Genomic DNA, 22,085 nt, shown 5'->3' with positions numbered 1-22,085 from the left:
ATAAAACGTTATTCTATATATAGAATAAAATAACTTATTTGATGTTTTGGTACTACTATATGTAGTTTAAAAGGGAAGTTCGGTACTATTCCGACGCTGTCCCCGCAACTGTAAAGCTGACAATGATTAATATCCACTGTACTTTGAGTACGGGAAGGTAATCAGCGGAAGAAGCTAAGCCAGGAGACCTGCCTAAACACTAATTTTCTCTAATAAAGACTTTTAGTGTTTAGCTAGTTTCGAGGTTTATTTTTTTTCGTTTTTTCTTTGTGCTCGAAGTCTAGCTTGCTGATTTTATTGGAGGTTTTATTCTTAAACTTTCATAATTGGTAGGTGATAATACAGTGGAACTAGCTACATTAATTATCAGTGTTGTAACTTGTGTTTGTATGATTATTTTTGAGATACTAAAGATTTGTCTGAAAGATAATAAATAATTAAAAAACTTGAAGCAAATTAGAGCGAGAAGTGCATAGTTTATACGATAGTGAAAATAAGAAAAGACGATAGCCGTTATTGGCCGTCGTCTTTTTTGTTGTCTACCCATTCTATATGCTTCCCAATTGCAATAGCTATTTGTTGCGCCTCATCATAGCGTAAGGATCCACGACTAAGTTTATTAGACAAGTTTTGTACTGACGTCTTTTTGTTCTCTGGTAAATCTTTGTTTAATCTCTCAACAAGTTCAGTCATAGTAATGCCAGTAGCTGCTAAATAGCTCTTAATTTCGTTTTTAATATTCATATAAAACACCCCTTTTTACTCTACAATAACACGTTTGTAAATACTTTTAAACTTTTTCGTTTAAAACCGTTGACATATTAAACGTATTCGTTTAAATTTACACTAATAAGTAAAAACAACGGGAGGTTATACCATGATTACTCAAATGCAAATTTTCGAAGTTGAGCCAGGATATTCTTATATAGTTGAAAGAACTCAGATTATTGACGGTGTATATCTAGAAGTTTTTAAACAGCCAGGATATGAAGATGACGCAATATTGTACATTGGCGATAATGAGATTTTATTTAAGTGGAACGAAGAAGCACAATCTATCTTTTTTGAATTGGACACATGCGAACCTATCGAATTGCTAACGATTCTTGCTCAAGCACCGAAAGTATAGGCTTAAACTAAATCATACTCGCGCCAACGAGTTGAGCCGTTCGTATTGCGCCAACATTACGGGCAATAAATACGCTAGGGTCAGCGCCAACTGGCTTTAGCAAATGAATATGAAGAATCATTGCGCCAACAATGGTCATAGAAAACTAGGTGCGCCAACACCTAGTTTTCCTATTATTTTTCAACTGATTCTTTGCTTCATTCATAATGACCGCAATTACTTCTTCCTTTGTTAAATTAGAGTCATTTCCACCATAATGAAATTCATCTATCATGTCACTTATGTAGAGCCATTCATCAAGGTCATCTGGGTAATTAATTTCTCGAGCAACCGTATTTATATCATAGACTATATCAAAAACATTAGTTCCATCTTGTAGTATTTTTTTAGATAAATGTAGAATGTAATATTTAGCACACTCTTCATAAGAGGGTTCTTGCAACTCTATCTCATTTAGTGCTCTACTAAAGTAATCCTCTACCTCAAAAATATTAAGTGGTTCTCTAAGTGAAGATAAGATATTTATAGAAAAGGATGAACAATTACTTTCCAACATGTTAAAGGCCCAATCAATATAATCGACAGCCTTAACATTATGATTTTGAATTTTATAAAACAATAGTAAAGTATCCGTGCTCTGTCACCTCTAACAAATTTTTCATTTATTATACCAAACAGCAACAGTTAAATAATAACAATTTTTTTTGGAACGGTTTTACTTAAGGAGACACACGAAGCATAGCGCCTTCATTTCGCCTTTATAAACGTGGCTAGAAACGGTTTTAAATCGCAAGTCGACGTATTTATCATCTGATGTAGAAAACGTCTAAAACGAAGGGAGAATGAACGGAATGACGCAAGTAAACGAAGTTGTCGAGGTATCAGTATCGCAATTGTCTGAGCACAGTCTGCAATCGCAATTTTCACCGGACATGAAAACGAAAGATTGGGCGAAGTTTCTAACTGAAATTAAAAGGAACGGAATTTTGCAACCATTATTCGCAACAAAAGGATTTAAGGTTATCGACGGTAGGCATCGCCTAAAAGCTGCTAAAGAATTAGGAATCGAAAATGTGAACGTCGTTTTTGTGGATATTCCCGAAAATGAAATAGCGTCATATATAACGGCCACTAAACTATTGCGAGATGCATTGACGAAGGGGCAACGCGCTTGCTTGGTGTTAAATTTGCATGAATACGAGTTTCGTAGTGGGCAAGGTAAACGAACAGACCTTTCCCAAAAATGTGAAAAGTTAGATACACATAAAATGTTAGCCGAACAAGCTTCAATTAGCAAAGGTTCTATGGGGAATTTAATTTCAGTAAAGCGCAACCGTCCCGACTTATATGACAAAGTATTCGACGGCTCATATTCAATCGGAAAAGCACATGCGCAAATGAAACTAGACGAAGCTCCACCAACAACAGAAGAAGAACGACAAGAGGAATTAGACGAGCGTTCGTCCCAAATCGTTAAAAATATATCTAAAGGCGAGTTAGGACAAGCACAGTTTGACGAATCCTTGCCGATGACATCGCCACATAATACGGCAGTCAGTTTACGCAAAGCCGCACTAAGCGCAACAGCAACCGTTCTTAATAACACAGGCAAGCTAAAAGAAGTCGAGGAAATAATTTTAAAAAAATGCAAAAAAGCACTTTACATTACGCAAGTGCTGACGATATAATAAAAGTTGGTATGTCTGTTTATATGCAGACTTAACCTATTTTATCAGATATCTATTTATAATGTCATTATACAGGAGGATGAACAGCAATGCAAGTGAAAATCGAAAAATTTATCGTAATCCATTCTCGCCAAGTAGCACAGGAAATCATCGATGCAGGACAGGCCTTAATCAAAATGGAGCCGAGTCGACATAGACGGGGAAAACTTGTCTTTATATTTGAGCGATCACATCTTATCGATGAAATTCTCGCTAAAAGTTCTCGACGACCTCACCCGAAACACTTATCCGAAATAAGAAGTGCTTATTGACCGTTAGAAACCGTGTCATATCAACGTTTGTGAGGTGTCGTCCTTAAAGAGAGGTATATAAAAAGTGCTTATCATCGATGACAGTTTACTGGCAACGATAGGCGAATGAAATGAGCCGTAGAGGTTAGTTCTTTAAGAAGCATTCGCTAACGCTCATACTTCTATTTTTGCTAACCGCAAAAATGATATCTGTTGATAACCACTTATATCAATATAAAAGTGCTTAACGCTAATTCTATGTATTTTATATTCTTGTAATTTCGGTTTTATCGTTAATTATTCATGTATTTCATTTTTGCCCTTAAAGGAGTGATGTGTAAAAGTGCTTAAGCATTGAGGCGGTGGGGTCGTCGTCTACAACAATAATTCTACAAATCGGAGGTTTTCAAATGGAGATGAAAAACGTAACGGTAATTGATTCGGTGATGGGAGCAGGAAAGACGACTTATGCTATTGACTACATTAACGGTGCAAGTCCGTTGGAGCGTTTCATTTATGTCACGCCGTTCTTAGCAGAGGTCGATCGTGTGATTAGTTCGGTAACAGGTCGCGAATTTGTTCAACCAACGAATAACGTAGAAGGTGGTAGTAAATTAACGAGCCTAAAGCGATTGATTGAGGACGGTAGAGACATCGTAGCAACGCATAGCCTTTTTGAAATGGCAGACGATGAATTGCGTTACTTGTTGCGTGAGAATAACTACACGTTGATTTTGGACGAGGTTATAAGCGTGATAGATAAGGCAGGCGTTTCACCGTCCGATATGCGACTCCTACTCGAAAAAGGCTTGGTAAAAATGGAGAACAACAAAGTCGTTTGGACTGCGAGCGAGGTTGAATATGAGTACGGAGTATTCGACCGTATCAAGCTACTAGCACAAGCAGGAACGCTTTTTTATCACCGTGACAAATACTTAATTTATGCGTTTCCGCCTTCAATCTTCGAAACTTTTACTAGTGTATACGTTTTGACATATCTATTTGAGGCGCAATTAATGAAATATTATTTCGAATTGTATTCGATTCCTTACGATTTAAAAGCAGTCAAAGACGGTCAATTAATCGAGTATGACAAGCGCCAGGAAGGACGCGAGCATCTTCGTTCATTAATTAGTCTTTATGACGGACCGCACAACGATCATGGCAGTGTTCCGACCGCGTTTTCTAAAGGTTGGTTGAGCCGTCGGAGCGACGGAGAAATGGCTGCAATCCGTTCTAGTATGCAGTCATATGTCCGAAATATCATCAAAGCAAAGACTGACGAAGTTTTATGGACGACTATTAAAAGTTACCAAACGGATTTAAAAGGTAAGGGTTATACAAAGGGTTTTCTAGCGTGTAATGCCCGCGCGTCTAACGAATATGCAGACCGTTCAACATTAATGTACTGCTACAACCGTTACATGCATCCTATCGAGAAATCATTCTTTCAAGATCACGACATAACTGTTAGTGAGGATAAGCTAGCAGTATCAGACTTGCTTCAATGGGTTTGGCGCTCACGCATCCGCAACGGCGAATCTATCAATCTATATATGCCTGCTAGGCGTATGCGAGAACTACTCGAAAAATGGGCACGATACGAAATCTAATGATAAAACTCTTCAAAAAACTATTCTGCAAAGGGGAAATGAAAATATGACAACTGTAAATACGAGTATCACATTGAAAAAAGGCGATGTACTAAAACATACATTCTTAAAGGTTCTACCGGGAACAGGAGCAATTGAGTTAGCTCGTAAATACTTTCCGCCAAACGTCGAGTACCATGACGCTTTAGAGATTGCATCAGCATTAATCGATGGCCATTTTGAAGGCGTAGACGACCCAAAAGTACGTCGTTGCGCGCACTGCGGATATTACTACCGAGATATAACTAAAAACAATAGTTCGATAACATGCTGTAAACAGTGCGCCAGTGGAAAGGATATTGTGTTAAAAGCATGGAGACGAGAAGTACGTAAGGTCGGTAAGGTGCGCCGTCTGACGTGGTTAGATTTACACTACGCATCGTCATATAAGGGAGAATCATTTGAGTACCCGTTTTGGAGCTCTGATTGGCACATGTTTGAATACGACCGCAAACGAAAAGTATATTCGTTCGGAGACGACTTCGAGCAATATGTAGCGCAACAAAAACGTAAGGCGGAAATCGGAGGTAAGCGTAAAACGCCGGAGCGTATTGATTATGATGGATATAATGCACCTCGTAATATTCACGTCAAGTTAGGCGGTCATGTAGGATGTGGAAAAGTAACTGTAATAAAACAAAGTCGTGAGAAAATTGAGGCGGAATTGCTAGCACGTTATGGCGCTAAAAAGCTACAACAAGAACGTGTCCGCGCTCAAATGGCAGCGTTAGGTAGGTATAAAATTTAGGTACGACCAACTCGGCTATATATGAGGAAGCCGATACGGAAAAGTCGGCTATTTTATTTACCCATTAGTTATAAAAACGTATAAAAAATGAAAGGATTGATAATCATGGACTTTTCAGAGTACCTACGATTTACTAGGCTTTTTCACGGGCTGACACAAAAGGAAATTGCAGCTCGGCTTGGCTATACACAAGCATTAATTTCGGAAGTAGAAAATAAAAGAAAACATCCGTCGACACGGCTAAAAGTAGCGCTCACTCGCGAGTTCCCACGAACAATCGAGTTTGAGCGTTTTTTAATTGAATTGAAAATGGAGATGGTGTGAAATGATGCGCAAATGTCGCACTTGCAAAGAAGTTAAGAATCTAACCGAATTTACCAGACGTCCAAAAGCGCCACAAGGACGAGAGTACCAATGCAAGGCATGTCGTAGTAAAGCTCGCTATGAAAATGGAGCCTACTTACGGGAGCGATTTCGTAAACATCAGTATCGTCATAGTAGCACTGTGTTTTATACAGATGTGACTATTAACGCTGTATTAACTGCAGATAAATGCTGTTACTGTGGTGACGAACTAACGCGGGAAAAGGAACATGCGAAACAAGCGACGCTTGACCACGTATATCTCGGCCACAATATCGATGATAACGTGGTTGTTTGCTGTCGTAGCTGTAATACTTCAAAAGGACAATTACACATCTATGACTATTACCAACGGTCAGCTAGTTTCACAGATGAGTTGTGGAACGAATTCGTTAAACAATTCGCAAGTCGATTATTGAGGCGGGAGCCAAACGGACATGAAATCGAAGCCTGGAAACGAGGTTTTAAAGAAGAAAGCGAGGAAATGAAACGATATGGAGCATAAAAAGTATTCATCTAATTATCATGGCGAAGGTAAGCGAGCAAAGCCGAAACGACGGAAGAAACAGTTTAACAAAAACGGAATTGAAATCATCGGTCAGCGCGAGCCAAGACCAAAAATTATCAACGGGGTGGTGTTTTACTAATGCAGATTTATTACAGTAATGACAACGGAGAACATTGCGTTTACATCGACGAGGGAGAACGCCAGCATCGGATATTCTTGCCCAAAGATGTGGCTACGCTGGATGCTCGATATTTTGCGCAATCTGAGGCAGCAACGTATGTAATTGAGCAACTGTTAAAAGGCGGTGATTAAATGCGTTTCGCCTTACTTTCAATCGTCAATTTGCGAGATGTTCCGTTCATTTCACTGTTAATTTACCAAACGGATGAACGAGGCATATCCAATTTAATTGGTGAAATCTCAAAGCCTTATGATGATGTAGTCGACTTGCTAGACGATTTATATGCGTTTGAAATTAGCGAACTGCAGACGGATAGCCAAGAGTTGTATCGAGACTTAATAAGCGCTAATTGCCCTGTGATTTATCGCAGAGAAGTCGAAGGAACGCGCGAGCAGATTACTCGTAACGAGGAAATGTTAGTCGAATTATTCTAGTTGGACAAGCAAGACGAACAGCCAGCGCCAATTATTCCAAAATGGCGATTATGGTTCATAGACAAGTTAGAAAAAGTTATTCAAATACTAAAAACAAAGGGGATCAAAACACATGCCAATTAAAGTACAGGAATATCAACTATTACGAGAATTCAAAAGAGAAGGTGCTGAACGAGCAGCTAAACTCTTACAGTACCAAAAAGATGCAGAAAGTGCACGCTCACGTTTAAGAGAATTACAGACACAGTATGAGCAAACGTTTACGGAAAGCGTTAAGCATGGGACGGATGCAACTGCTCAACTTGTTAAGATTGACGATGATATTGCGCTACAAAAAGAGGTTGTTACACGACGTGAGCGTGATTTAACGTTAGTGCATCAAGCGATGCCTGAAACTATAATTTCGTCTGTTGAAGTCGTTGAAAAATACAAGCCCGAATATGCTGACGGAATTCGAGCGGAGTTCGAGGACAAAGTTAACCCGAAATTACAACTTGCTCGGGACCTTATTCTTTCATGTATCGATGATCATAAGGAGTACAGTAGCGCATATAACGATATTTATCGTGAAATAACTGACTTAGTAACTGCTAATCATCAAGCAGGAAAAACACGCTATATCATGACGCAAATTCATCCGACAGACAGCGCTCAAGTTTTTGGTGCAACTGGAACTATAAGCGGAGTTCGTAAACTACTAGAGCAAGTGTCACAATACACATTTGGCAATAAGCCAAGAGATTACAAGTATATTGACGTAGTACCGACAACTACGGAGAAGGTGGGTAAATAATTATGAGCAAATATAACGAACAAGTAGAAGCATTGATGGTACAACAAACGAAGGATGAAGGCACTAATTTCCGCGCTTTAGAATATGGCTTAAAGCAGAAATTGCAAGACGGCGCAATTCAGCAACAGGACGTAGCAATAGCATTACAAGTCGCAAGTGCAATTGGTTCGTTGAGTTCGCGTGTTTTATACGCAAACGTTAAACGAGCCGCACAACAGTCAGTGGAACAAACGGAAAAGGTAGGTAGATAATTATGACAAATTACAATATCGTGCGTACAGAACTAACAAAACTTTTAGAGGCTGAAACAGTTACTCGTGAAGACATTTCTGCAGCAATGCAAATGGCTCGCGTATCAGGTTTAGATAGTGATCGAGTTCTATATGCACAAATTAAACGACAAGTTGAAGCAAATGAAGAAAAAGAATCAACGACAAACTGAATACCGCAATATTAACGCAAAAGGCATGACGTTTTAATCGACGTTGTGTCTTTTTCTATTCATAAAACCACTAGGGGGATATAAGGGATGGAATTAACTGCCGAACAACAACTAGCAATCATAAAAGATGCGGGCTTACTCGCAATTAACTCGTTGCCACCTAACTTTTTCAGAGCAAACGGTGGTCACAAAGATAGGATGAGAGAACTTGAATCATTAAAATTCCAACTTAATGGAGTTGTTGATCCTGAACTAACTAAGCTATCGAGCGATGTTAAAGAATCAATTGAATTAGTAGTTAAATTTTTAAGGACAAATAAAGAGAAATTTAGAAAACAGGCTCTTAGACAAAGTGACGATGTTTTTGCGGAGATCATAAAAGTCTCCGAGCGTATTGGGGGCTTCTGATATGGCCGTAAATTTGACAGCCGTGTTTCGTGTACGTGATCAAGGCACATCGCGTCTTAGACGAATCACTCAGATGATGGAGCAAATGAACCGTGCAAGCAGAACAACTGGCGATAGTATGTCGAGAGCGCAATCGGCAACCAACCGTTTTGGTGGTGCAGTTTCTTCGGCATCAAATCGTATGGGTGGATTTGCAACTCGAGTTACTTCATTGCGCGTAGGTGCAAACGGACTTAGTGCGTCGTTACGTGGGATGCAATCCGCATTAATAGGGCTAGCTGGCGCATACGTAGGAGCGAACGGTGCTGCTAAATTGCTAAATTTGACAATTGGGGCTGCAGCAAACTACGAGCAAAATGCGATGGCCATTAGCGGTATGTTTGGCGATGATAAGCAAGCAAAAAAGTACCTTCAAATGGTTGAGAAGGCTGCAATTGATAGTCCGGTATTGAACAGTACGGATATGATGACAAACTCAAAAGCATTCATAGGAATCAGTAAGAACCTTGATGAATTAAAACAAGTTTGGGGACTAGTTGAACGTATACAGGCGCTTTCAGGCGTAGACACTCAACAGGCGGCTTTCTCAACAAAAGAGCTTATGCAAGGTGACTACGTTTCAATGTACGAGGCAGTCGGACTAGATAAAAAGGAATTGCAAAAAATCACTAAAATGGACGGCATGTCTGCTAAGATGGCCGGTTTGGATAAATTATTAACCAAAATGGGCGTTACAGATGAAATGGTTAATAAGATGGGAAATACGACAAAAGGATTGTGGTCTCAACTCGAAGAGAAGTCACAAACGTTCTTCAGAAACATGGGAATGGAAAGTAATACAAAGCTAGGAGAATTTTTAAGGCGACTAAATAAAATGTTTGACGGTCTTGATACGACATCTATCAGTAATAAATTGGGAGGGATGCTTGCTAAAGCTACAGACAAAGCGATTGCTTTATACGATATTTTCGTGAAATGGCGAACACAAATAGCTTACGTAGCAGGAGCGATTGGTACGTTTGTAGCTGCGTTAGCTGTAGTAGGAACAATTTCTGCGTTGGCAAATCCAGTCTCGTTAATTGCTGCAGGAATAGCCGCAGCAGCAATCGGATTCAAAGCGCTTTATGACAATAGCGAAACCTTCCGTGGAGCTATCGACGGTATCGTCAGCAAAGTAAAAGAGCTATGGTCCGCATTTAAGGGCGGAGGTACAAGTGGGTTGATAAATGCGCTATTCCCACCGGATATTGCCAAACAAGTTAATTCTGTAGTAGACGGAATCAAGTCGAAAATGGCGGAACTGACAGAGGCCTTTAAGACAGGTGGCGTTGGCGGAGTTTTTGATAAAATTTTCGGAGAAGGTTCGTTCGAAACAATTAAAACGAAGTTCGAAGAATTTAGAACGTATGCTACCGAAAAATTTAGTCAACTCAAAGGCGTTTTTGGGCGACTGAAAGAAACGTTCTCCCAAGCGTTTTCCACTATCGCCGACATCATTTCGAATGTATGGACGATTATCGAGCCATACCTAAGTGGATTCTGGAATATCCTACAGGTCATCGGAGATATTGCGATGATTGTTTTCAACAACGTAATCGCTCCGGCAATCTCGTTCCTAGTACAGTTATTCTCGACGTTATGGGCAATCGCAAAACCAATTCTTACGGCTTTAGGAATTGCTTGGGAGGCTTTATCTACGATAATTAAATGGGCTTGGGATAACGTTTTATCTCCGTTAGTAGACTTCATCCTAACTGGCGTTAAGAATGCGTTCGATGCTTTCTCAGACGCTCTATCAGTCGTACAAGGGTGGTTCGAATCATTAAGCGGATGGGTTTCGACTGCATACGGACATGTAAAAGACTTTATCGGATTTATCTCTAGCGCTAAGCTGCCGAGCTGGATTAGTAACGGAATCAGCGCGGGCGTAAACTTCGTCGGAAATATAATCGGTGCTGGCGACGATAAAAAAGGCGGTAAGAAATCTCATTATAGTGGACTAGATTCCGTACCCTATGACGGATATTCAGCGCGTCTCCACAAAGGTGAACGCGTTTTAACTGCGCGAGAGAATCGAGAATATTCGGAAGGAAACGGTTCGGGCAGCATTTCAATAGCAAAACTTGCGGATCAAATCACAGTGCGTGAAGATGCCGATATAAATCGTATTGCTGACGCACTTGTAGCGAAAATACTAGAGAAACGAGGGGTGACGTCATAAAACAACGAGGCAGGTATCGGATTTTATAGCGGTGCTTGCCTTTTCTAATAAAACGAACAAGGAGTGATGAAATGACAACGATTGATATTGAGCGTATCCGCGCAGACTTGAAACGCTTTGAAGAAGAAAAGAATGCTGCAGATATTGAGCGTGGATATTGTGTATTAGATTTGAAAAAGGTTAGTGATTACTTCGCATACGAGGTGTATCAGCGATATGAAAAAGATGTGAAAGCGTTCTTGTTGTCGTATGCGGAAATTTTATTACAGACAAACGAATGGCTTGTGTTAGAGGCAACTGAAAAGTTAAACGGATGGATTGAGGCGTTAGATGTGGCTAAACATTGTGTCGATATTAGTCTTAGTGTCGATTGCTTGATGATGGAATACTATTTACGTCAAATAACAGGTCAAGCTACAGGACAAAAAGGATCACCGCTATTTGCCGCAAACCATATTACAAGTGTCGTAGCCGATAAGTATGAACCTTATTGGAATGAGATGGAGCGCTTAGACTACACCGGAGATTATGACGCATATTTAACGCAGAAAATGGAGGAGATTAAACAATGGCAAAACTTACACTAGACGGATTAAAGGCGAAGCTAACGCCTGCTAAAATGACAGCGGCGGAATTATTATTAGAACGAGAATATGCGCCAAAAGGCGAGAAGGCAACGTATGAATCAATCGCTGGCGAACTAGGAATCGGGATTCGTACTTTGTATGAGTGGCGTAAAGAGCCGGCGTTTGTTCAGTATATGGCTGCTATTAGCGATACAAAATTGGATAGCTACCGTTCACTGGCTGACGCACAGTTAGTCCGCCTGATTCAAGGAACGAGTAACAACGGAATGGCAGCGATTAAAGCGCTAGAACTATTCTATAAGATCAACGGTAAATTAGTTGATAAGCGAGAAGTAGTAACGCATGAACAGTCGCTTGCTGATACATTGGATGTCGACAAGGTCAAGGCGGATATTGAACGACTACGCCAATCAATGTAATGACGCAAAACTAACGCAACAAATATCGGGTATGCCTTCGGGTGTGTCCGTCTTTTTTTATGTCTATTATCGGATAGATGACGTAAAGTTGACGCGGTTCTTAAATCGTAATAATGCCGTTTTATACCGAAATCATCGGGCACACAGGGCTGACGTGCATGGGTGTCTGAAATCTCCACGGTTCGATATGACGCGGTTTCGACGCACTATATCATTAATGCAAAAGGTAGGCAGTCGGCAACCTTACGAATGTATGCTTTTAATGAAAAGGATACATATAAAACGTTGTTAAATAGCCGTTTAATAATTGCGTATCTAACGAATGTATGCTATTTTAGATATAACGAATAAAAGGATACATTCAAAAGGGGCGGAATTATGGCTAATCATAACGAGAAAAAAGGCATGTTAATCGATGTGCAGCCGTTAAAATCGAAAGAAGAAATAAGCGAGATGTTAGAAGCTTTAGGCATGTCGAAGGAATACGGACTTCGCAATCAGCTACTATTCAAGCTCGGCATATCTACCGGCTTACGCTGCGGAGACTTAGTTGCGCTTAGAGTCGAACAAGTAAAGGGTAAGTCATCGTTTAAGATACGGGAAGGTAAGACGAAGAAGGAACGCACTGTCCACCTCGATCAGCTAATGGTAGCTATCGCAGACTATATCGATACATTGCAGCCAGGAACAACGTACATATTCCCATCACGCAAGGGCGACGGACATATCAGCACGACGCAAGCTTACCGCATTATAACTGATGCTGGCGATCAAATCGGCAATCATTCGGTTGGTTCTCACACTATGCGCAAAACATTCGGGTACACTTATTACAACGCCACTAACGACATAGCAACGCTAATGGAAATCTTTAATCATAGTTCGCAAAAGACAACGCTTCGTTACATCGGAATGACTGACGAACGAATTAAACAAAGCATTAAAAACGTTTCATTCTTTTAATAAACGCGATCAACAGCGATTCAATTCGTTTGTTGGTCGTTCTTTTTTTGTCCCCAAAGCCCGTTCGCTGGAATCTGCTCATCTGCTCCTTGCGACTTCTCCGTAATATTTTTTATTCCTCAGGGTAAAAATTTAAATCGTGTTTCTTCCTATATAAATAAGTTTTAACGAAAAACTGACGCAATAGGATTTATGGTTATATTCAAAACATGAGTGACGCACTTCTAACGCAGTCATATCAAGGGTTTGAGTGGAAATTAGGGGTTGCAATTTATCCACGGGAAATGTATAGTTTTTTTCAGCGCAAAAAATAATATTTACCGGTAATAGATCAAAGGAGTTAAATTGAAGATGGATGTAAAAGAAATGTCCTCATTTTCGGGTTATTCTATTTCTAGGATTTACGAACATTTACAGGAAATTAGACTTATTGATGAAGGGTTTGCGTTTGGGAACGATGGTGTCACTATATTTTCTTTCGATGAATCCGCAGCTTATATGATAATGTTACGAACTATTGAGGCAACAGGAAGAGTAAAAAAGGGTATAGTTGCATTATTCAAGGCGTTAGGTAAATATGAGTATTTAAATCGTAAGTAATTGGTTTACAACCGTAGAGTGTTAGCGTAAAATAATCGGTAAATATGAGTCGTGTAAAACTGAGAAGGCTTCCGGTAGAATGACCGGTAAACTTTCGCTATATAAAAGTTATCTAAAACGCCATGCCATTGAGGTAGCGTGGAATCGAGGAAATTATGAATCGATTTCGTCAATGTTTGGCTATACCGTTCATCACTTAAAATCGAAGCCGACAAATAGTGAATTTATCGCCATGATTGCGGATAAGATTCGCATTGATATGATGGCGAGCTAAAAAAACAATCATATGTTAAAGGAGAATGACCAGTAGCCATTATTTATAACCTATATATAAATTCAAAGCGCCTATGTAAGCAGTCTTCAAGCTGTTTATGAGGCGTATTTTTTTAATTTAGTTAGGAAGGCCTAATGCATTTTTGTATAATTTGTGACAAAAACAGTATCTATATGATAAATTAATGAATGATTTAGTAAATAACATGATTACTTGCAGTTATTTTATACAATTATGATAACTGAATAGCATACATTAAGTTAAATATTTCCTTTTAGTAGTAAATAACAGCTAAAAATGATAGGAAAAATATAAAATATGGTAGAATGTCTTACTGATAAAGTATGGGTATTTTCTTTCTGAGTAGTGACAATTGTCTCTAAACAAATGTAAATAGATTGTATATACTTACAGATAGAGGGAAGGAGGAGGTAGCTTGATTCTAGTTCGGAATGATAACTTCGAAATATCAGAAGAAAATGGCAAAGTATATATGGTAACTTTCAGCGCTGGTTTTCCATTAAAAGAATTTGATAGTATTTTACGCAGTCATCCCCGCCTAAAGTTGTCTAATTTTTCAATATTAAAAAATGTATTAGCGACTGAAAGTATAAATCCTGTTGAAATCGGACGTTGGCTTCCGAATGTGGAAGCGGAAATTGCACGAGATAAAATGTCTGCCTCTATATTTATCTATGAAACACATGATTATATTCAAAAAAATAAAGAAAAATTGTCGCAACAAATTTTAGAAACGCTTGAAGATGAAGGAATTGTAAATGGAATTTTGGATTTTGATATTTCGAAAATTGAACCAGGAAAAGCATTTTTAATTGCTCAAGGAACGCCACCTGTAGCAGGAACAGATGCACAAATTACATACTTACCTAAACCAGAGAGAAAGCCAGTGATTCGCGAAGATGGAAAAGCTGATTATTATGATATGAACTTTATCTCTGAAATTTCTGAAGGGTCATGGCTTGGCGAAAAAATACCTGCAACTTTAGGGAAAGCAGGGAAAAATGTGCTAGGTGATACGATTGCTGCTGCACCAGGTCGTGATTTTCCCATTAAATACGATAAAAAATCTGCCTATGAAGTGGAGGAGAATGGGAAAATTGTTATCCGCTCCAAAATTGCAGGCGTATTAGATGATGTCAAGGGCATGATTGGTGTAAATCGACATTTGCCTATTCATGGTGATGTTGGTGTTGAAACAGGAAACCTTGAATTTAATGGCTCATTAAGTATAAAAGGAACGGTCACTTCTGGCTATACGGTTATTGCTACTGGAGACATTTCAATTGAGGGTGCCGAAGGTGTAAGTGGCGCCAAGCTTATAAAATCTATTGAGGGTGATGTCTATATTCGCGGTGGCATTTTTGGGCTTGGTTCAACATTGGTGGAGGCAGGCGGCAATATTTTCGTCAAGCATGTTAATGAAGCAAATTTAGTCGCAGCTGATAGTATTCATATAGGCTTTTATGCATTAGGATCACAGCTCACTGCACATTCTATCTTTGTGGACGAACGAAAAGGTAAAATTATTGGGGGTCGCGCAGTAGCGAAAAATACAATTGTCACGGCTATATCTGGAAACCGTTTAGAGCGTCGAACGGATTTAATCATTGAAAGTGTCAATAAAAGAGAAAGCTATTCGCTTATGCAAGAGAAGGCAACGCACTTAAAGCAACTACAATCAGATATTTCAATACAAGAGGGAAAAATTAAAAGCTTATTACCAATCCTTAATCAAATGACGAAGGAGCAAGTGGCTACATTTGAGGAAACGAAGCAGGTCTTAACGAAATTGAAGGCCGAAGCAGTGACAATTGACCGTGAGGTGAAACTAATGATGGATGAAATGCGCCATGCAGGTAAAGAGGAAATTACTGTGACAAAAGAAGCGCATCCAGGCACATATATTCAGATTGGCAAAAAATCATCCCTATTAAGTAAAATGACCAATGGTAAATTTCTCCTTGAATTTGGTGAGTTAAATGTCTAGCCAATCGTCCATTCCTGTGTTTGCACATCGAGGAGCGTCAGCTTATGCACTTGAAAATAGCTTCAGGGCTTTTGAGAAGGCATTGGAGCTAGGTGCAGATGGCATTGAATTGGATATCCAATTGTCAAAGGAAGGAATTCCAGTTGTCTATCATGATCCACAACTATCAAGATTAGTTGGCATCAATAAGCTTGTGAATGAGTGTACAGTAGAGGAGCTTCTTAGCTTTAAGCTTGGAAAGCCCTGGAGACGTTTTTTTTCTTCGTACAAAATTCCAACATTAGATGCCGTTTTAGCATGGGCAAATTCCCATCAGCTACCCCTTAATATTGAATTAAAATCAACCATCCTTGATAATAAAAATGCACTTATTCAAATGCTTCATAAACTTATTTTGCCTGTTGGCAGTCATTTTTCATCGTTTCACTATGAGCTGTTAGAAATCGTGAAGCAATATAGATCTGATGTTGAAACAGCCCTTATTGCAACTAAAAAATTAAAATGGGATTTGCTCAGTGATTATAAAGCGATTGACAGCGTGCATATGCATAAAAGGTATTATAAACCAAGATTTTTAGAGGCATGTGTAGCAAGTGATAAAGCATGTCGTTTTTATGCGATTGATGGTAATGAGGCTTTTTTGACAAACCCACATCCATCAGTAATTGGTTGGATTACTGATTATCCTGATAAAGTAATTGCGAAGCAGCACCGTCAATAAAAATAGCTATCCAGTAAGTCAAATGACTTAGATGGATAGCTATTTTTATTTTTTTTGAAAGCGCGGAGCAACTTTTCCATTTTTTCGATCGCGGTGGAGTAAAAAGCCTGCAAAAAAGCCAAATCCTATTACAAAGAGAATGACGCCCACAACGAACTGTAACCATAAAAACGGGAAAGGTGCAATAAGTTTACCAAATAATGTATCACGCATGAATTTAATGCCACCTGCAGCCATAAGACCTGGAATAAGCATTACAATAAATGCAGCTAAACGAGCCATGCATGTCCCTCCTTATTCCTAAGTTTAATTGTACCTGTGGTTATTGGAATGTCAAGAAACGTTATTTCACTATGTGACTGCTGAAGCCATGAGCACAAAGGGTATAAACTAGGATTCGTAACTGAATGTTTAGAAAATTCTTACTTAATCGAGAATGTGTAATAATAGTTGCGAAATTGTGAAATTGTCAGTATTGTAAAATTAAATGGAGCATTATTATCCATTACTAAACAATTTTATTATCATTTAAAACTTGATTGGATGGGCATTTGGGGATGCACTTTCCAAAGCAAAGGGGCGAGTTTTCATGGAAATCTTCAAGTATATGGAAAAGTATGATTATGAACAATTGGTATTTTGCCAAGATGAAGCATCAGGGTTAAAAGCGATTATCGCAATCCATGACACAACACTTGGACCAGCATTAGGCGGGGCACGTATGTGGACATATGCATCAGAAGAGAATGCGATTGAGGATGCATTACGTTTAGCACGTGGCATGACTTATAAAAATGCAGCTGCTGGTTTAAACCTTGGCGGTGGGAAAACGGTCATTATCGGTGACCCATTTAAAGATAAAAATGAGGAAATGTTCAGAGCACTGGGACGTTTTATCCAAGGGCTTAATGGACGCTACATTACAGCGGAGGATGTTGGTACAACAGTAACAGATATGGATTTAATCCATGAAGAAACAAATTATGTAACTGGTATTTCTCCAGCATTTGGTTCATCAGGTAATCCATCTCCAGTAACTGCGTACGGTGTTTATCGTGGGATGAAGGCAGCAGCAAAAGAAGCCTTTGGATCTGATTCATTAGAGGGACGTACAATTTCTGTACAAGGGCTAGGAAATGTTGCTTACAAGCTTTGCGAGTATTTACATAATGAGGGTGCAAAACTTGTTGTGACTGATATTAATCAAGCAGCAATTGATCGAGTAGTTCATGATTTTGGCGCAACAGCTGTCGCACCAGATGACATCTATTCACAGGAAGTGGATATCTTCTCACCTTGTGCATTAGGAGCAATTTTAAATGATGAAACGATTCCACAATTAAAGGCAAGGGTTGTTGCTGGTTCTGCCAATAACCAACTACAAGATTCTCGCCATGGTGATATCTTACATGAATTAGGAATTGTTTATGCGCCTGATTATGTTATCAATGCAGGTGGGGTTATAAACGTTGCAGATGAATTATATGGCTATAATCGTGAGCGAGCGATGAAGCGTGTTGATGGTATTTATGATAGTATTGAAAAAATCTTTGCTATTTCCAAACGAGATGGTATTCCTACGTATGTAGCGGCTAATCGTTTAGCAGAAGAACGAATTGCACGAGTGTCTAAATCACGTAGCCAATTTTTAAAAAATGAAAAAAATATTTTACATGGTCGTTAAAAATCACTTAATCATTAGGGAAGTCGCATTGTCGACTTCTTCTAACTTTAATTAGAGATTAGTAGCTTAACTGAAATAAAGCTAAAGCCCTACCAAGGAGTGAAAGGGATTTTTCTTATATTATCCAATGTGATTGAAGGATAGGCGGATTTAGCACTTTTCTCATAAGGGGGAAACAATATGGCTCAAAATTATGATGTTGTCATTTTAGGTGGAGGTACAGGAGGCTATGTTGCAGCAATTCGTGCGGCACAGTTAGGTTTAAAAACAGCTATTGTTGAACGTGAGCAACTTGGTGGCACATGCTTACATAAAGGCTGTATACCAAGTAAGGCCTTACTTCGAAGTGCTGAAGTGTATCGTATGGCCAATAAAACGGCTGCAGAATTTGGTGTAGATATTGAAGGAGTTACATTGCAGTTTGACAAAGTACAGGCTAGGAAACAAGCCATTGTTGAGCAGTTGAGCCAAGGTGTGAATACACTAATGAAAAAAGGTAAAATAGATGTTTATCAGGGAACAGGCAGAATTTTAGGCCCTTCTATCTTTTCACCAATGCCAGGTACTATTTCAGTGGAAATGAGTAATGGCGAGGAAAATGAAATGCTTGTGCCAACAAATGTTGTGATTGCAACAGGTTCAAAGCCTAGAGGAATGGCTGGATTAACAATTGATGGGAAATATGTCATGAACTCAGATCATGCATTACAGATGGAGGAGCTACCGAAGTCATTGCTAATTGTTGGTGGCGGTGTTATTGGAATCGAATGGGCATCCATGCTTTGTGATTTTGGCGTATATGTAACGGTTATTGAATATGGGCCATCGATTTTACCATCAGAAGATGCAGACATTGTCAAAGAAGTCACGAAGCAGCTTGAAAAAAGAGGCGTTCGTATTGTGACAAACGCCCGCTTAGATACAGAAACGTTCAAAATTGAAAATGATAACGTTTTCATTTCTGCGAAAGTTAACGATAAGGATGAATTATTCGAGGCTGATAAATTATTGCTTAGCGTAGGGCGTGAAGCAAATACACAAGGTATAGGCTTAGAAAATACAGAAATCGAAATTGAGAATGGGTTTATTAAAGTTAATAATTCGTATCAGACAAAGGAATCACATATGTATGCCATTGGGGATGTGATTGGTGGGTTACAATTAGCACATGTAGCTTCACACGAAGGATTATGTGCCATTGAACATATTGCCTCAGGAAAAACAGAAGCACTAGATGTACTAAAGGTGCCAAAATGCGTTTACTCTTTTCCAGAGGTTGCAAGCATTGGCTTAACAGAAAGTGCTGCTAAGGAGCAGGGCTATACCTTAAAAATAGGAAAGTTTCCATTCAAGGCGATTGGTAAAGCACTTGTAAATGGGGAGACAGACGGCTTTGTAAAAATTATAGCAGATGAAGAAACAAATGATATTTTGGGTATTCATATGGTAGGTCCACATGTAACAGATTTAATTGGTGAAGCATCACTTGCTAAATTACTTGATGCAACGCCATGGGAAGTTAGTCAGGCTATTCATCCGCATCCGTCTCTTAATGAGGTGCTAGTAGAATCAGCATTAGCTGTGGATAATCGTGCTATTCATTTTTAACCTCTCTCAGCAGAAGTCTCCCACCTTTATAGGTCGTGAGATGAATGTGAATTCAGCTACGTTTCAAGGGGTGGCCAAAGACACGCTGAAATAGAGGAACTCAGGCTAAGATCTTCACATCCTGTGAAAACGCCTGAGTGACCAACATCGTGTTGGCCCAAAGCCTCTGGCGGATGTCACGGAATCGAAAGGGAGTTCTTTGTGTAAACACAAAGCCGATTCTGGACGCAATTGTGCCGAGGCATAATTGATAATTTATCATTTCATAACTAAAGTATTATCGTGTGAGAGGATTATATACTTTAGTTATTTCTTTACAATGCGAAAGGGGTGTTCGTATGCAAGATGTTCAAATCAAGCATGAAGATTTAGGTTTATCAAATGAAGATGTCCTTGCAATGTTCGAAACGATGTTAATGGCAAGAAGATTAGATGAGCGTATGTGGTTATTAAACCGTTCAGGTAAAATTCCCTTTGTTATTTCTTGTCAGGGACAAGAGGCAGCACAAGTTGGAGCAGCCTTTGCACTCGATAAAGAGAAGGATTATATTGCACCATATTATCGTGATATGGGCGTTGTTTTACATTTTGGTATGACACCAAGAGAATTGATGCTGTCTGCATTTGCCAAAGCGGAAGATCCAAACTCTGGTGGTCGTCAAATGCCAGGTCATTTTGGTCAAAAGAAAAATCGTATTTTAACGGGATCATCTCCTGTTACAACGCAAGTTCCACATGCAGTGGGCGTTGCACTTGCAGGACGGCTACAGAAAGAAGATTTTGTTTCTTTCGTTACGCTTGGTGAAGGTTCTTCTAACCAAGGGGATTTCCATGAAGGCGCGAATTTTGCAGGTGTTCATAAGCTTCCAGTCATTATAATGGTAGAAAATAATCACTATGCAATTTCTGTGCCTGTTGAACGTCAATTAGGCTGTGCGAAAGTATCGGATCGTGGCATTGGCTACGGTATGCCGGGTGTTACGGTTGATGGCAAATGTCCATTACAAGTCTATAAAGTGGTGAAAGAGGCTGCAGACCGTGCGCGTAATGGTGAAGGTCCAAGTTTAATAGAAACTGTGACATACCGTCTAACGGCTCACTCTTCCGATGATGATGATCGTCAATACCGTACTGCTGAAGATATAGCAGAAGGAAAGGCTAAGGATCCTATTTTACTATTTGAAAAGTATCTTATGGATATGGGTGTAATGTCAGAGAAACTACGTTCAGAAATCGAGAAACGTGTGATGGCTGAAGTAAATGAGGCTACGGATTATGCAGAGGCTGCACCGTATGCCACACCGGAACATGCTTTGAAATACGTGTATGCACCAGTGGACGGAGGTGACGTGTAATGGCAGTGATGTCTTATATTGATGCGATTACATTAGCGATGAAGGAAGAAATGGAACGTGATGAGCGTGTTTTCATTTTAGGAGAGGATGTTGGTCGTAAGGGCGGAGTATTTAAAGCAACTTCTGGCTTGTACGATCAATTTGGTGAATATCGTGTACTTGATACGCCTCTTGCAGAAAGTGCTATAGCCGGTGTTGGTATAGGAGCTGCGATGTATGGTATGCGCCCAATTGCCGAAATGCAGTTTGCAGATTTTATTATGCCTGCTGTGAACCAAATCGTCTCTGAGGCAGCAAAAATTCGTTACCGTTCAAATAATGACTGGACTTGTCCAATGGTAATACGTGCCCCGTTTGGTGGGGGTATACATGGAGCACTCTATCATTCCCAATCTGTAGAGGCACTTTTTGCAGGAACGCCAGGATTGAAAATTGTTATTCCATCAACACCATATGATGCTAAAGGCTTATTAAAAGCAGCTATTCGTGATGAAGACCCTGTGTTATTTTTTGAGCATAAACGTGCATATCGCTTGATTAAAGGTGAAGTGCCTGCGGATGATTACACATTACCAATTGGTAAAGCGGATGTTAAACGTGAGGGAGATGACATTACGGTCATTACGTACGGTTTAGCTGTACATTTTGCATTACAAGCTGCGGAGCGACTAGCAGCAGATGGTATTTCTGCACATATTCTAGATCTTCGTACTGTATATCCACTTGATAAGGAGGCAATTATTGAGGCTGCAAGTAAAACAGGAAAAGTGTTGCTGGTAACAGAGGATAATAAAGAAGGTAGTATCATGAGCGAGGTGGCGGCCATCATCGCTGAGCATTGTTTATTTGATCTTGATGCACCCATTCAACGCCTTGCAGGACCAGATGTTCCGGCAATGCCTTATGCTCCAACAATGGAAAAGTATTTTATGATAAATCCTGATAAAGTAGAACGCTCGATGCGTGAACTAGCTGCCTTCTAAATAGAAGGCACTTCTCACAAATTGAA

At 39.5% G+C, this 22,085-nt stretch carries 28 protein-coding genes, 1 pseudogene and 1 riboswitch; of the genes and pseudogenes, 25 read left to right on the top strand and 4 right to left on the bottom strand.

Annotated features, from left to right (window positions below):
- Positions 1–30: 30 nt before the first annotated feature.
- Positions 31–210, top strand: a riboswitch (cobalamin riboswitch).
- Positions 211–513: 303 nt separating this feature from the next.
- Positions 514–744: an LLM class flavin-dependent oxidoreductase gene (locus QNH24_RS16145; protein WP_283868580.1), complete on the bottom strand. Its 231-nt coding sequence runs from the start codon at positions 742–744 to the stop codon at positions 514–516.
- 133 nt (positions 745–877) lie between these two features.
- Here QNH24_RS16145 and QNH24_RS16140 point away from each other — a divergent pair, with 133 nt between their 5' ends.
- Positions 878–1,129, top strand: a complete 252-nt coding sequence (locus QNH24_RS16140) for a hypothetical protein (protein ID WP_283868579.1) — start codon at positions 878–880, stop codon at positions 1,127–1,129.
- 7 nt (positions 1,130–1,136) lie between these two features.
- Here QNH24_RS16140 and QNH24_RS16135 read toward each other — a convergent pair whose 3' ends face one another.
- Both QNH24_RS16135 and QNH24_RS16130 read right to left on the bottom strand, forming a co-directional pair.
- A complete protein-coding gene (locus QNH24_RS16135) occupies positions 1,137–1,268 on the bottom strand; it encodes a hypothetical protein (protein WP_283868578.1) in 132 nt (43 codons plus the stop codon).
- 6 nt (positions 1,269–1,274) lie between these two features.
- Complete coding sequence (locus QNH24_RS16130) at positions 1,275–1,748, bottom strand: hypothetical protein (protein ID WP_283868577.1); 474 nt, start codon at positions 1,746–1,748, stop codon at positions 1,275–1,277.
- Between the two features lie 232 nt (positions 1,749–1,980).
- Between QNH24_RS16130 and QNH24_RS16125 the strand changes: the two genes are divergently transcribed.
- The 20 genes and pseudogenes from QNH24_RS16125 to QNH24_RS16030 all read left to right on the top strand — a co-directional run bounded on the left by QNH24_RS16125 (position 1,981) and on the right by QNH24_RS16030 (position 16,429).
- Positions 1,981–2,817, top strand: coding sequence for a ParB/RepB/Spo0J family partition protein (locus tag QNH24_RS16125; RefSeq protein ID WP_283868576.1), 837 nt, complete (start codon positions 1,981–1,983; stop codon positions 2,815–2,817).
- 700 nt (positions 2,818–3,517) lie between these two features.
- A complete protein-coding gene (locus QNH24_RS16120; RefSeq protein WP_283868574.1) occupies positions 3,518–4,720 on the top strand; it encodes a DEAD/DEAH box helicase family protein in 1,203 nt (400 codons plus the stop codon).
- A 46-nt stretch (positions 4,721–4,766) separates the two neighbouring features.
- The gene (locus QNH24_RS16115; RefSeq protein ID WP_283868573.1) at positions 4,767–5,507 is read left to right on the top strand and encodes a hypothetical protein; all 741 of its coding nucleotides are present in this window, start codon (positions 4,767–4,769) and stop codon (positions 5,505–5,507) included.
- Between the two features lie 105 nt (positions 5,508–5,612).
- A complete protein-coding gene (locus QNH24_RS16110) occupies positions 5,613–5,831 on the top strand; it encodes a helix-turn-helix domain-containing protein (RefSeq protein WP_216485988.1) in 219 nt (72 codons plus the stop codon).
- Positions 5,832–5,835: 4 nt separating this feature from the next.
- Positions 5,836–6,375, top strand: coding sequence for a hypothetical protein (locus QNH24_RS16105; RefSeq protein WP_283868572.1), 540 nt, complete (start codon positions 5,836–5,838; stop codon positions 6,373–6,375).
- Positions 6,365–6,517, top strand: a complete 153-nt coding sequence (locus QNH24_RS16100; protein ID WP_283868571.1) for a hypothetical protein — start codon at positions 6,365–6,367, stop codon at positions 6,515–6,517. Before QNH24_RS16105 ends, QNH24_RS16100 begins: the two co-directional genes overlap by 11 nt.
- Positions 6,517–6,690, top strand: a complete 174-nt coding sequence (locus QNH24_RS16095; RefSeq protein WP_283868570.1) for a hypothetical protein — start codon at positions 6,517–6,519, stop codon at positions 6,688–6,690. Before QNH24_RS16100 ends, QNH24_RS16095 begins: the two co-directional genes overlap by 1 nt.
- Complete coding sequence (locus QNH24_RS16090) at positions 6,691–6,993, top strand: hypothetical protein (RefSeq protein WP_283868569.1); 303 nt, start codon at positions 6,691–6,693, stop codon at positions 6,991–6,993. It abuts the gene before it with no gap.
- Between the two features lie 112 nt (positions 6,994–7,105).
- A complete protein-coding gene (locus QNH24_RS16085) occupies positions 7,106–7,786 on the top strand; it encodes a hypothetical protein (RefSeq protein ID WP_283868568.1) in 681 nt (226 codons plus the stop codon).
- 2 nt (positions 7,787–7,788) lie between these two features.
- The gene (locus QNH24_RS16080) at positions 7,789–8,037 is read left to right on the top strand and encodes a hypothetical protein (RefSeq protein ID WP_283868567.1); all 249 of its coding nucleotides are present in this window, start codon (positions 7,789–7,791) and stop codon (positions 8,035–8,037) included.
- A gap of 2 nt (positions 8,038–8,039) precedes the next feature.
- Positions 8,040–8,228 (top strand): hypothetical protein, encoded by a 189-nt coding sequence (locus QNH24_RS16075; protein ID WP_283868566.1) that lies wholly within the window; start codon positions 8,040–8,042, stop codon positions 8,226–8,228.
- 87 nt (positions 8,229–8,315) lie between these two features.
- Positions 8,316–8,636, top strand: coding sequence for a hypothetical protein (locus QNH24_RS16070; RefSeq protein ID WP_283868565.1), 321 nt, complete (start codon positions 8,316–8,318; stop codon positions 8,634–8,636).
- A gap of 22 nt (positions 8,637–8,658) precedes the next feature.
- Positions 8,659–10,857 carry a phage tail protein gene (locus QNH24_RS16065; protein ID WP_283934542.1) on the top strand — a complete coding sequence of 733 codons (2,199 nt, stop codon included), beginning with the start codon at positions 8,659–8,661 and terminating at the stop codon, positions 10,855–10,857.
- A gap of 71 nt (positions 10,858–10,928) precedes the next feature.
- Positions 10,929–11,444, top strand: a complete 516-nt coding sequence (locus tag QNH24_RS16060) for a hypothetical protein (RefSeq protein ID WP_283868563.1) — start codon at positions 10,929–10,931, stop codon at positions 11,442–11,444.
- A complete protein-coding gene (locus QNH24_RS16055) occupies positions 11,426–11,863 on the top strand; it encodes a phBC6A51 family helix-turn-helix protein (protein WP_283868562.1) in 438 nt (145 codons plus the stop codon). The genes QNH24_RS16060 and QNH24_RS16055 overlap by 19 nt, the downstream gene beginning before the upstream one ends.
- 378 nt (positions 11,864–12,241) lie before the next feature.
- Positions 12,242–12,826, top strand: a complete 585-nt coding sequence (locus tag QNH24_RS16050) for a tyrosine-type recombinase/integrase (protein ID WP_283868561.1) — start codon at positions 12,242–12,244, stop codon at positions 12,824–12,826.
- A 351-nt stretch (positions 12,827–13,177) separates the two neighbouring features.
- Complete coding sequence (locus QNH24_RS16045) at positions 13,178–13,426, top strand: hypothetical protein (protein WP_283868560.1); 249 nt, start codon at positions 13,178–13,180, stop codon at positions 13,424–13,426.
- A gap of 118 nt (positions 13,427–13,544) precedes the next feature.
- Positions 13,545–13,700: pseudogene (locus tag QNH24_RS16040) on the top strand (sporulation initiation factor Spo0A C-terminal domain-containing protein); the annotation flags it as partial.
- A 436-nt stretch (positions 13,701–14,136) separates the two neighbouring features.
- Positions 14,137–15,708 (top strand): flagellar assembly protein A, encoded by a 1,572-nt coding sequence (locus QNH24_RS16035; RefSeq protein ID WP_283868559.1) that lies wholly within the window; start codon positions 14,137–14,139, stop codon positions 15,706–15,708.
- Positions 15,701–16,429 (top strand): glycerophosphodiester phosphodiesterase, encoded by a 729-nt coding sequence (locus QNH24_RS16030; protein WP_283868558.1) that lies wholly within the window; start codon positions 15,701–15,703, stop codon positions 16,427–16,429. Before QNH24_RS16035 ends, QNH24_RS16030 begins: the two co-directional genes overlap by 8 nt.
- Before the next feature lie 45 nt (positions 16,430–16,474).
- Here the strand turns inward: QNH24_RS16030 and QNH24_RS16025 are convergent, their stop codons facing one another.
- Complete coding sequence (locus QNH24_RS16025) at positions 16,475–16,711, bottom strand: DUF2627 domain-containing protein (protein WP_283868557.1); 237 nt, start codon at positions 16,709–16,711, stop codon at positions 16,475–16,477.
- Between the two features lie 307 nt (positions 16,712–17,018).
- Here QNH24_RS16025 and QNH24_RS16020 point away from each other — a divergent pair, with 307 nt between their 5' ends.
- The 4 genes from QNH24_RS16020 to QNH24_RS16005 all read left to right on the top strand — a co-directional run bounded on the left by QNH24_RS16020 (position 17,019) and on the right by QNH24_RS16005 (position 22,059).
- Positions 17,019–18,113, top strand: coding sequence for a Leu/Phe/Val dehydrogenase (locus QNH24_RS16020; protein WP_283868556.1), 1,095 nt, complete (start codon positions 17,019–17,021; stop codon positions 18,111–18,113).
- A 180-nt stretch (positions 18,114–18,293) separates the two neighbouring features.
- Positions 18,294–19,721 carry a dihydrolipoyl dehydrogenase gene (lpdA, locus tag QNH24_RS16015; RefSeq protein ID WP_283868555.1) on the top strand — a complete coding sequence of 476 codons (1,428 nt, stop codon included), beginning with the start codon at positions 18,294–18,296 and terminating at the stop codon, positions 19,719–19,721.
- 338 nt (positions 19,722–20,059) lie between these two features.
- The gene (locus tag QNH24_RS16010) at positions 20,060–21,076 is read left to right on the top strand and encodes a thiamine pyrophosphate-dependent dehydrogenase E1 component subunit alpha (protein WP_283868554.1); all 1,017 of its coding nucleotides are present in this window, start codon (positions 20,060–20,062) and stop codon (positions 21,074–21,076) included.
- Entirely contained in the window at positions 21,076–22,059 is a 984-nt protein-coding gene (locus QNH24_RS16005; protein WP_283868553.1) for an alpha-ketoacid dehydrogenase subunit beta, read from the top strand. Before QNH24_RS16010 ends, QNH24_RS16005 begins: the two co-directional genes overlap by 1 nt.
- The last annotated feature ends 26 nt before the right edge of the window (positions 22,060–22,085 follow it).

This window comes from Lysinibacillus pakistanensis, from assembly GCF_030123245.1.
Lineage (GTDB): Bacteria > Bacillota > Bacilli > Bacillales_A > Planococcaceae > Lysinibacillus > Lysinibacillus pakistanensis.
The sequence above is the reverse complement of the archived record's forward strand: the minus strand, read 5'-3'. Positions and strand labels throughout refer to the sequence as shown.

What these genes read in the sequence shown, in the direction of transcription:
- QNH24_RS16050 (WP_283868561.1), top strand. Translation starts at nt 12,242, where the DNA reads ATGGCTAATCATAACGAGAAAAAAGGCATGTTAATCGATGTGCAGCCG.
- QNH24_RS16025 (WP_283868557.1), bottom strand. Translation starts at nt 16,711, where the DNA reads ATGGCTCGTTTAGCTGCATTTATTGTAATGCTTATTCCAGGTCTTATG.
- QNH24_RS16100 (WP_283868571.1), top strand. Translation starts at nt 6,365, where the DNA reads ATGGAGCATAAAAAGTATTCATCTAATTATCATGGCGAAGGTAAGCGA.
- QNH24_RS16090 (WP_283868569.1), top strand. Translation starts at nt 6,691, where the DNA reads ATGCGTTTCGCCTTACTTTCAATCGTCAATTTGCGAGATGTTCCGTTC.
- QNH24_RS16085 (WP_283868568.1), top strand. Translation starts at nt 7,106, where the DNA reads ATGCCAATTAAAGTACAGGAATATCAACTATTACGAGAATTCAAAAGA.
- QNH24_RS16030 (WP_283868558.1), top strand. Translation starts at nt 15,701, where the DNA reads ATGTCTAGCCAATCGTCCATTCCTGTGTTTGCACATCGAGGAGCGTCA.
- QNH24_RS16105 (WP_283868572.1), top strand. Translation starts at nt 5,836, where the DNA reads ATGCGCAAATGTCGCACTTGCAAAGAAGTTAAGAATCTAACCGAATTT.
- QNH24_RS16060 (WP_283868563.1), top strand. Translation starts at nt 10,929, where the DNA reads ATGACAACGATTGATATTGAGCGTATCCGCGCAGACTTGAAACGCTTT.
- QNH24_RS16005 (WP_283868553.1), top strand. Translation starts at nt 21,076, where the DNA reads ATGGCAGTGATGTCTTATATTGATGCGATTACATTAGCGATGAAGGAA.
- QNH24_RS16145 (WP_283868580.1), bottom strand. Translation starts at nt 744, where the DNA reads ATGAATATTAAAAACGAAATTAAGAGCTATTTAGCAGCTACTGGCATT.
- QNH24_RS16070 (WP_283868565.1), top strand. Translation starts at nt 8,316, where the DNA reads ATGGAATTAACTGCCGAACAACAACTAGCAATCATAAAAGATGCGGGC.
- QNH24_RS16045 (WP_283868560.1), top strand. Translation starts at nt 13,178, where the DNA reads ATGGATGTAAAAGAAATGTCCTCATTTTCGGGTTATTCTATTTCTAGG.
- QNH24_RS16110 (WP_216485988.1), top strand. Translation starts at nt 5,613, where the DNA reads ATGGACTTTTCAGAGTACCTACGATTTACTAGGCTTTTTCACGGGCTG.
- QNH24_RS16135 (WP_283868578.1), bottom strand. Translation starts at nt 1,268, where the DNA reads ATGACCATTGTTGGCGCAATGATTCTTCATATTCATTTGCTAAAGCCA.
- QNH24_RS16020 (WP_283868556.1), top strand. Translation starts at nt 17,019, where the DNA reads ATGGAAATCTTCAAGTATATGGAAAAGTATGATTATGAACAATTGGTA.
- QNH24_RS16120 (WP_283868574.1), top strand. Translation starts at nt 3,518, where the DNA reads ATGGAGATGAAAAACGTAACGGTAATTGATTCGGTGATGGGAGCAGGA.
- QNH24_RS16125 (WP_283868576.1), top strand. Translation starts at nt 1,981, where the DNA reads ATGACGCAAGTAAACGAAGTTGTCGAGGTATCAGTATCGCAATTGTCT.
- QNH24_RS16055 (WP_283868562.1), top strand. Translation starts at nt 11,426, where the DNA reads ATGGCAAAACTTACACTAGACGGATTAAAGGCGAAGCTAACGCCTGCT.
- QNH24_RS16080 (WP_283868567.1), top strand. Translation starts at nt 7,789, where the DNA reads ATGAGCAAATATAACGAACAAGTAGAAGCATTGATGGTACAACAAACG.
- QNH24_RS16075 (WP_283868566.1), top strand. Translation starts at nt 8,040, where the DNA reads ATGACAAATTACAATATCGTGCGTACAGAACTAACAAAACTTTTAGAG.
- QNH24_RS16010 (WP_283868554.1), top strand. Translation starts at nt 20,060, where the DNA reads ATGCAAGATGTTCAAATCAAGCATGAAGATTTAGGTTTATCAAATGAA.
- QNH24_RS16115 (WP_283868573.1), top strand. Translation starts at nt 4,767, where the DNA reads ATGACAACTGTAAATACGAGTATCACATTGAAAAAAGGCGATGTACTA.
- QNH24_RS16095 (WP_283868570.1), top strand. Translation starts at nt 6,517, where the DNA reads ATGCAGATTTATTACAGTAATGACAACGGAGAACATTGCGTTTACATC.
- lpdA (WP_283868555.1), top strand. Translation starts at nt 18,294, where the DNA reads ATGGCTCAAAATTATGATGTTGTCATTTTAGGTGGAGGTACAGGAGGC.
- QNH24_RS16140 (WP_283868579.1), top strand. Translation starts at nt 878, where the DNA reads ATGATTACTCAAATGCAAATTTTCGAAGTTGAGCCAGGATATTCTTAT.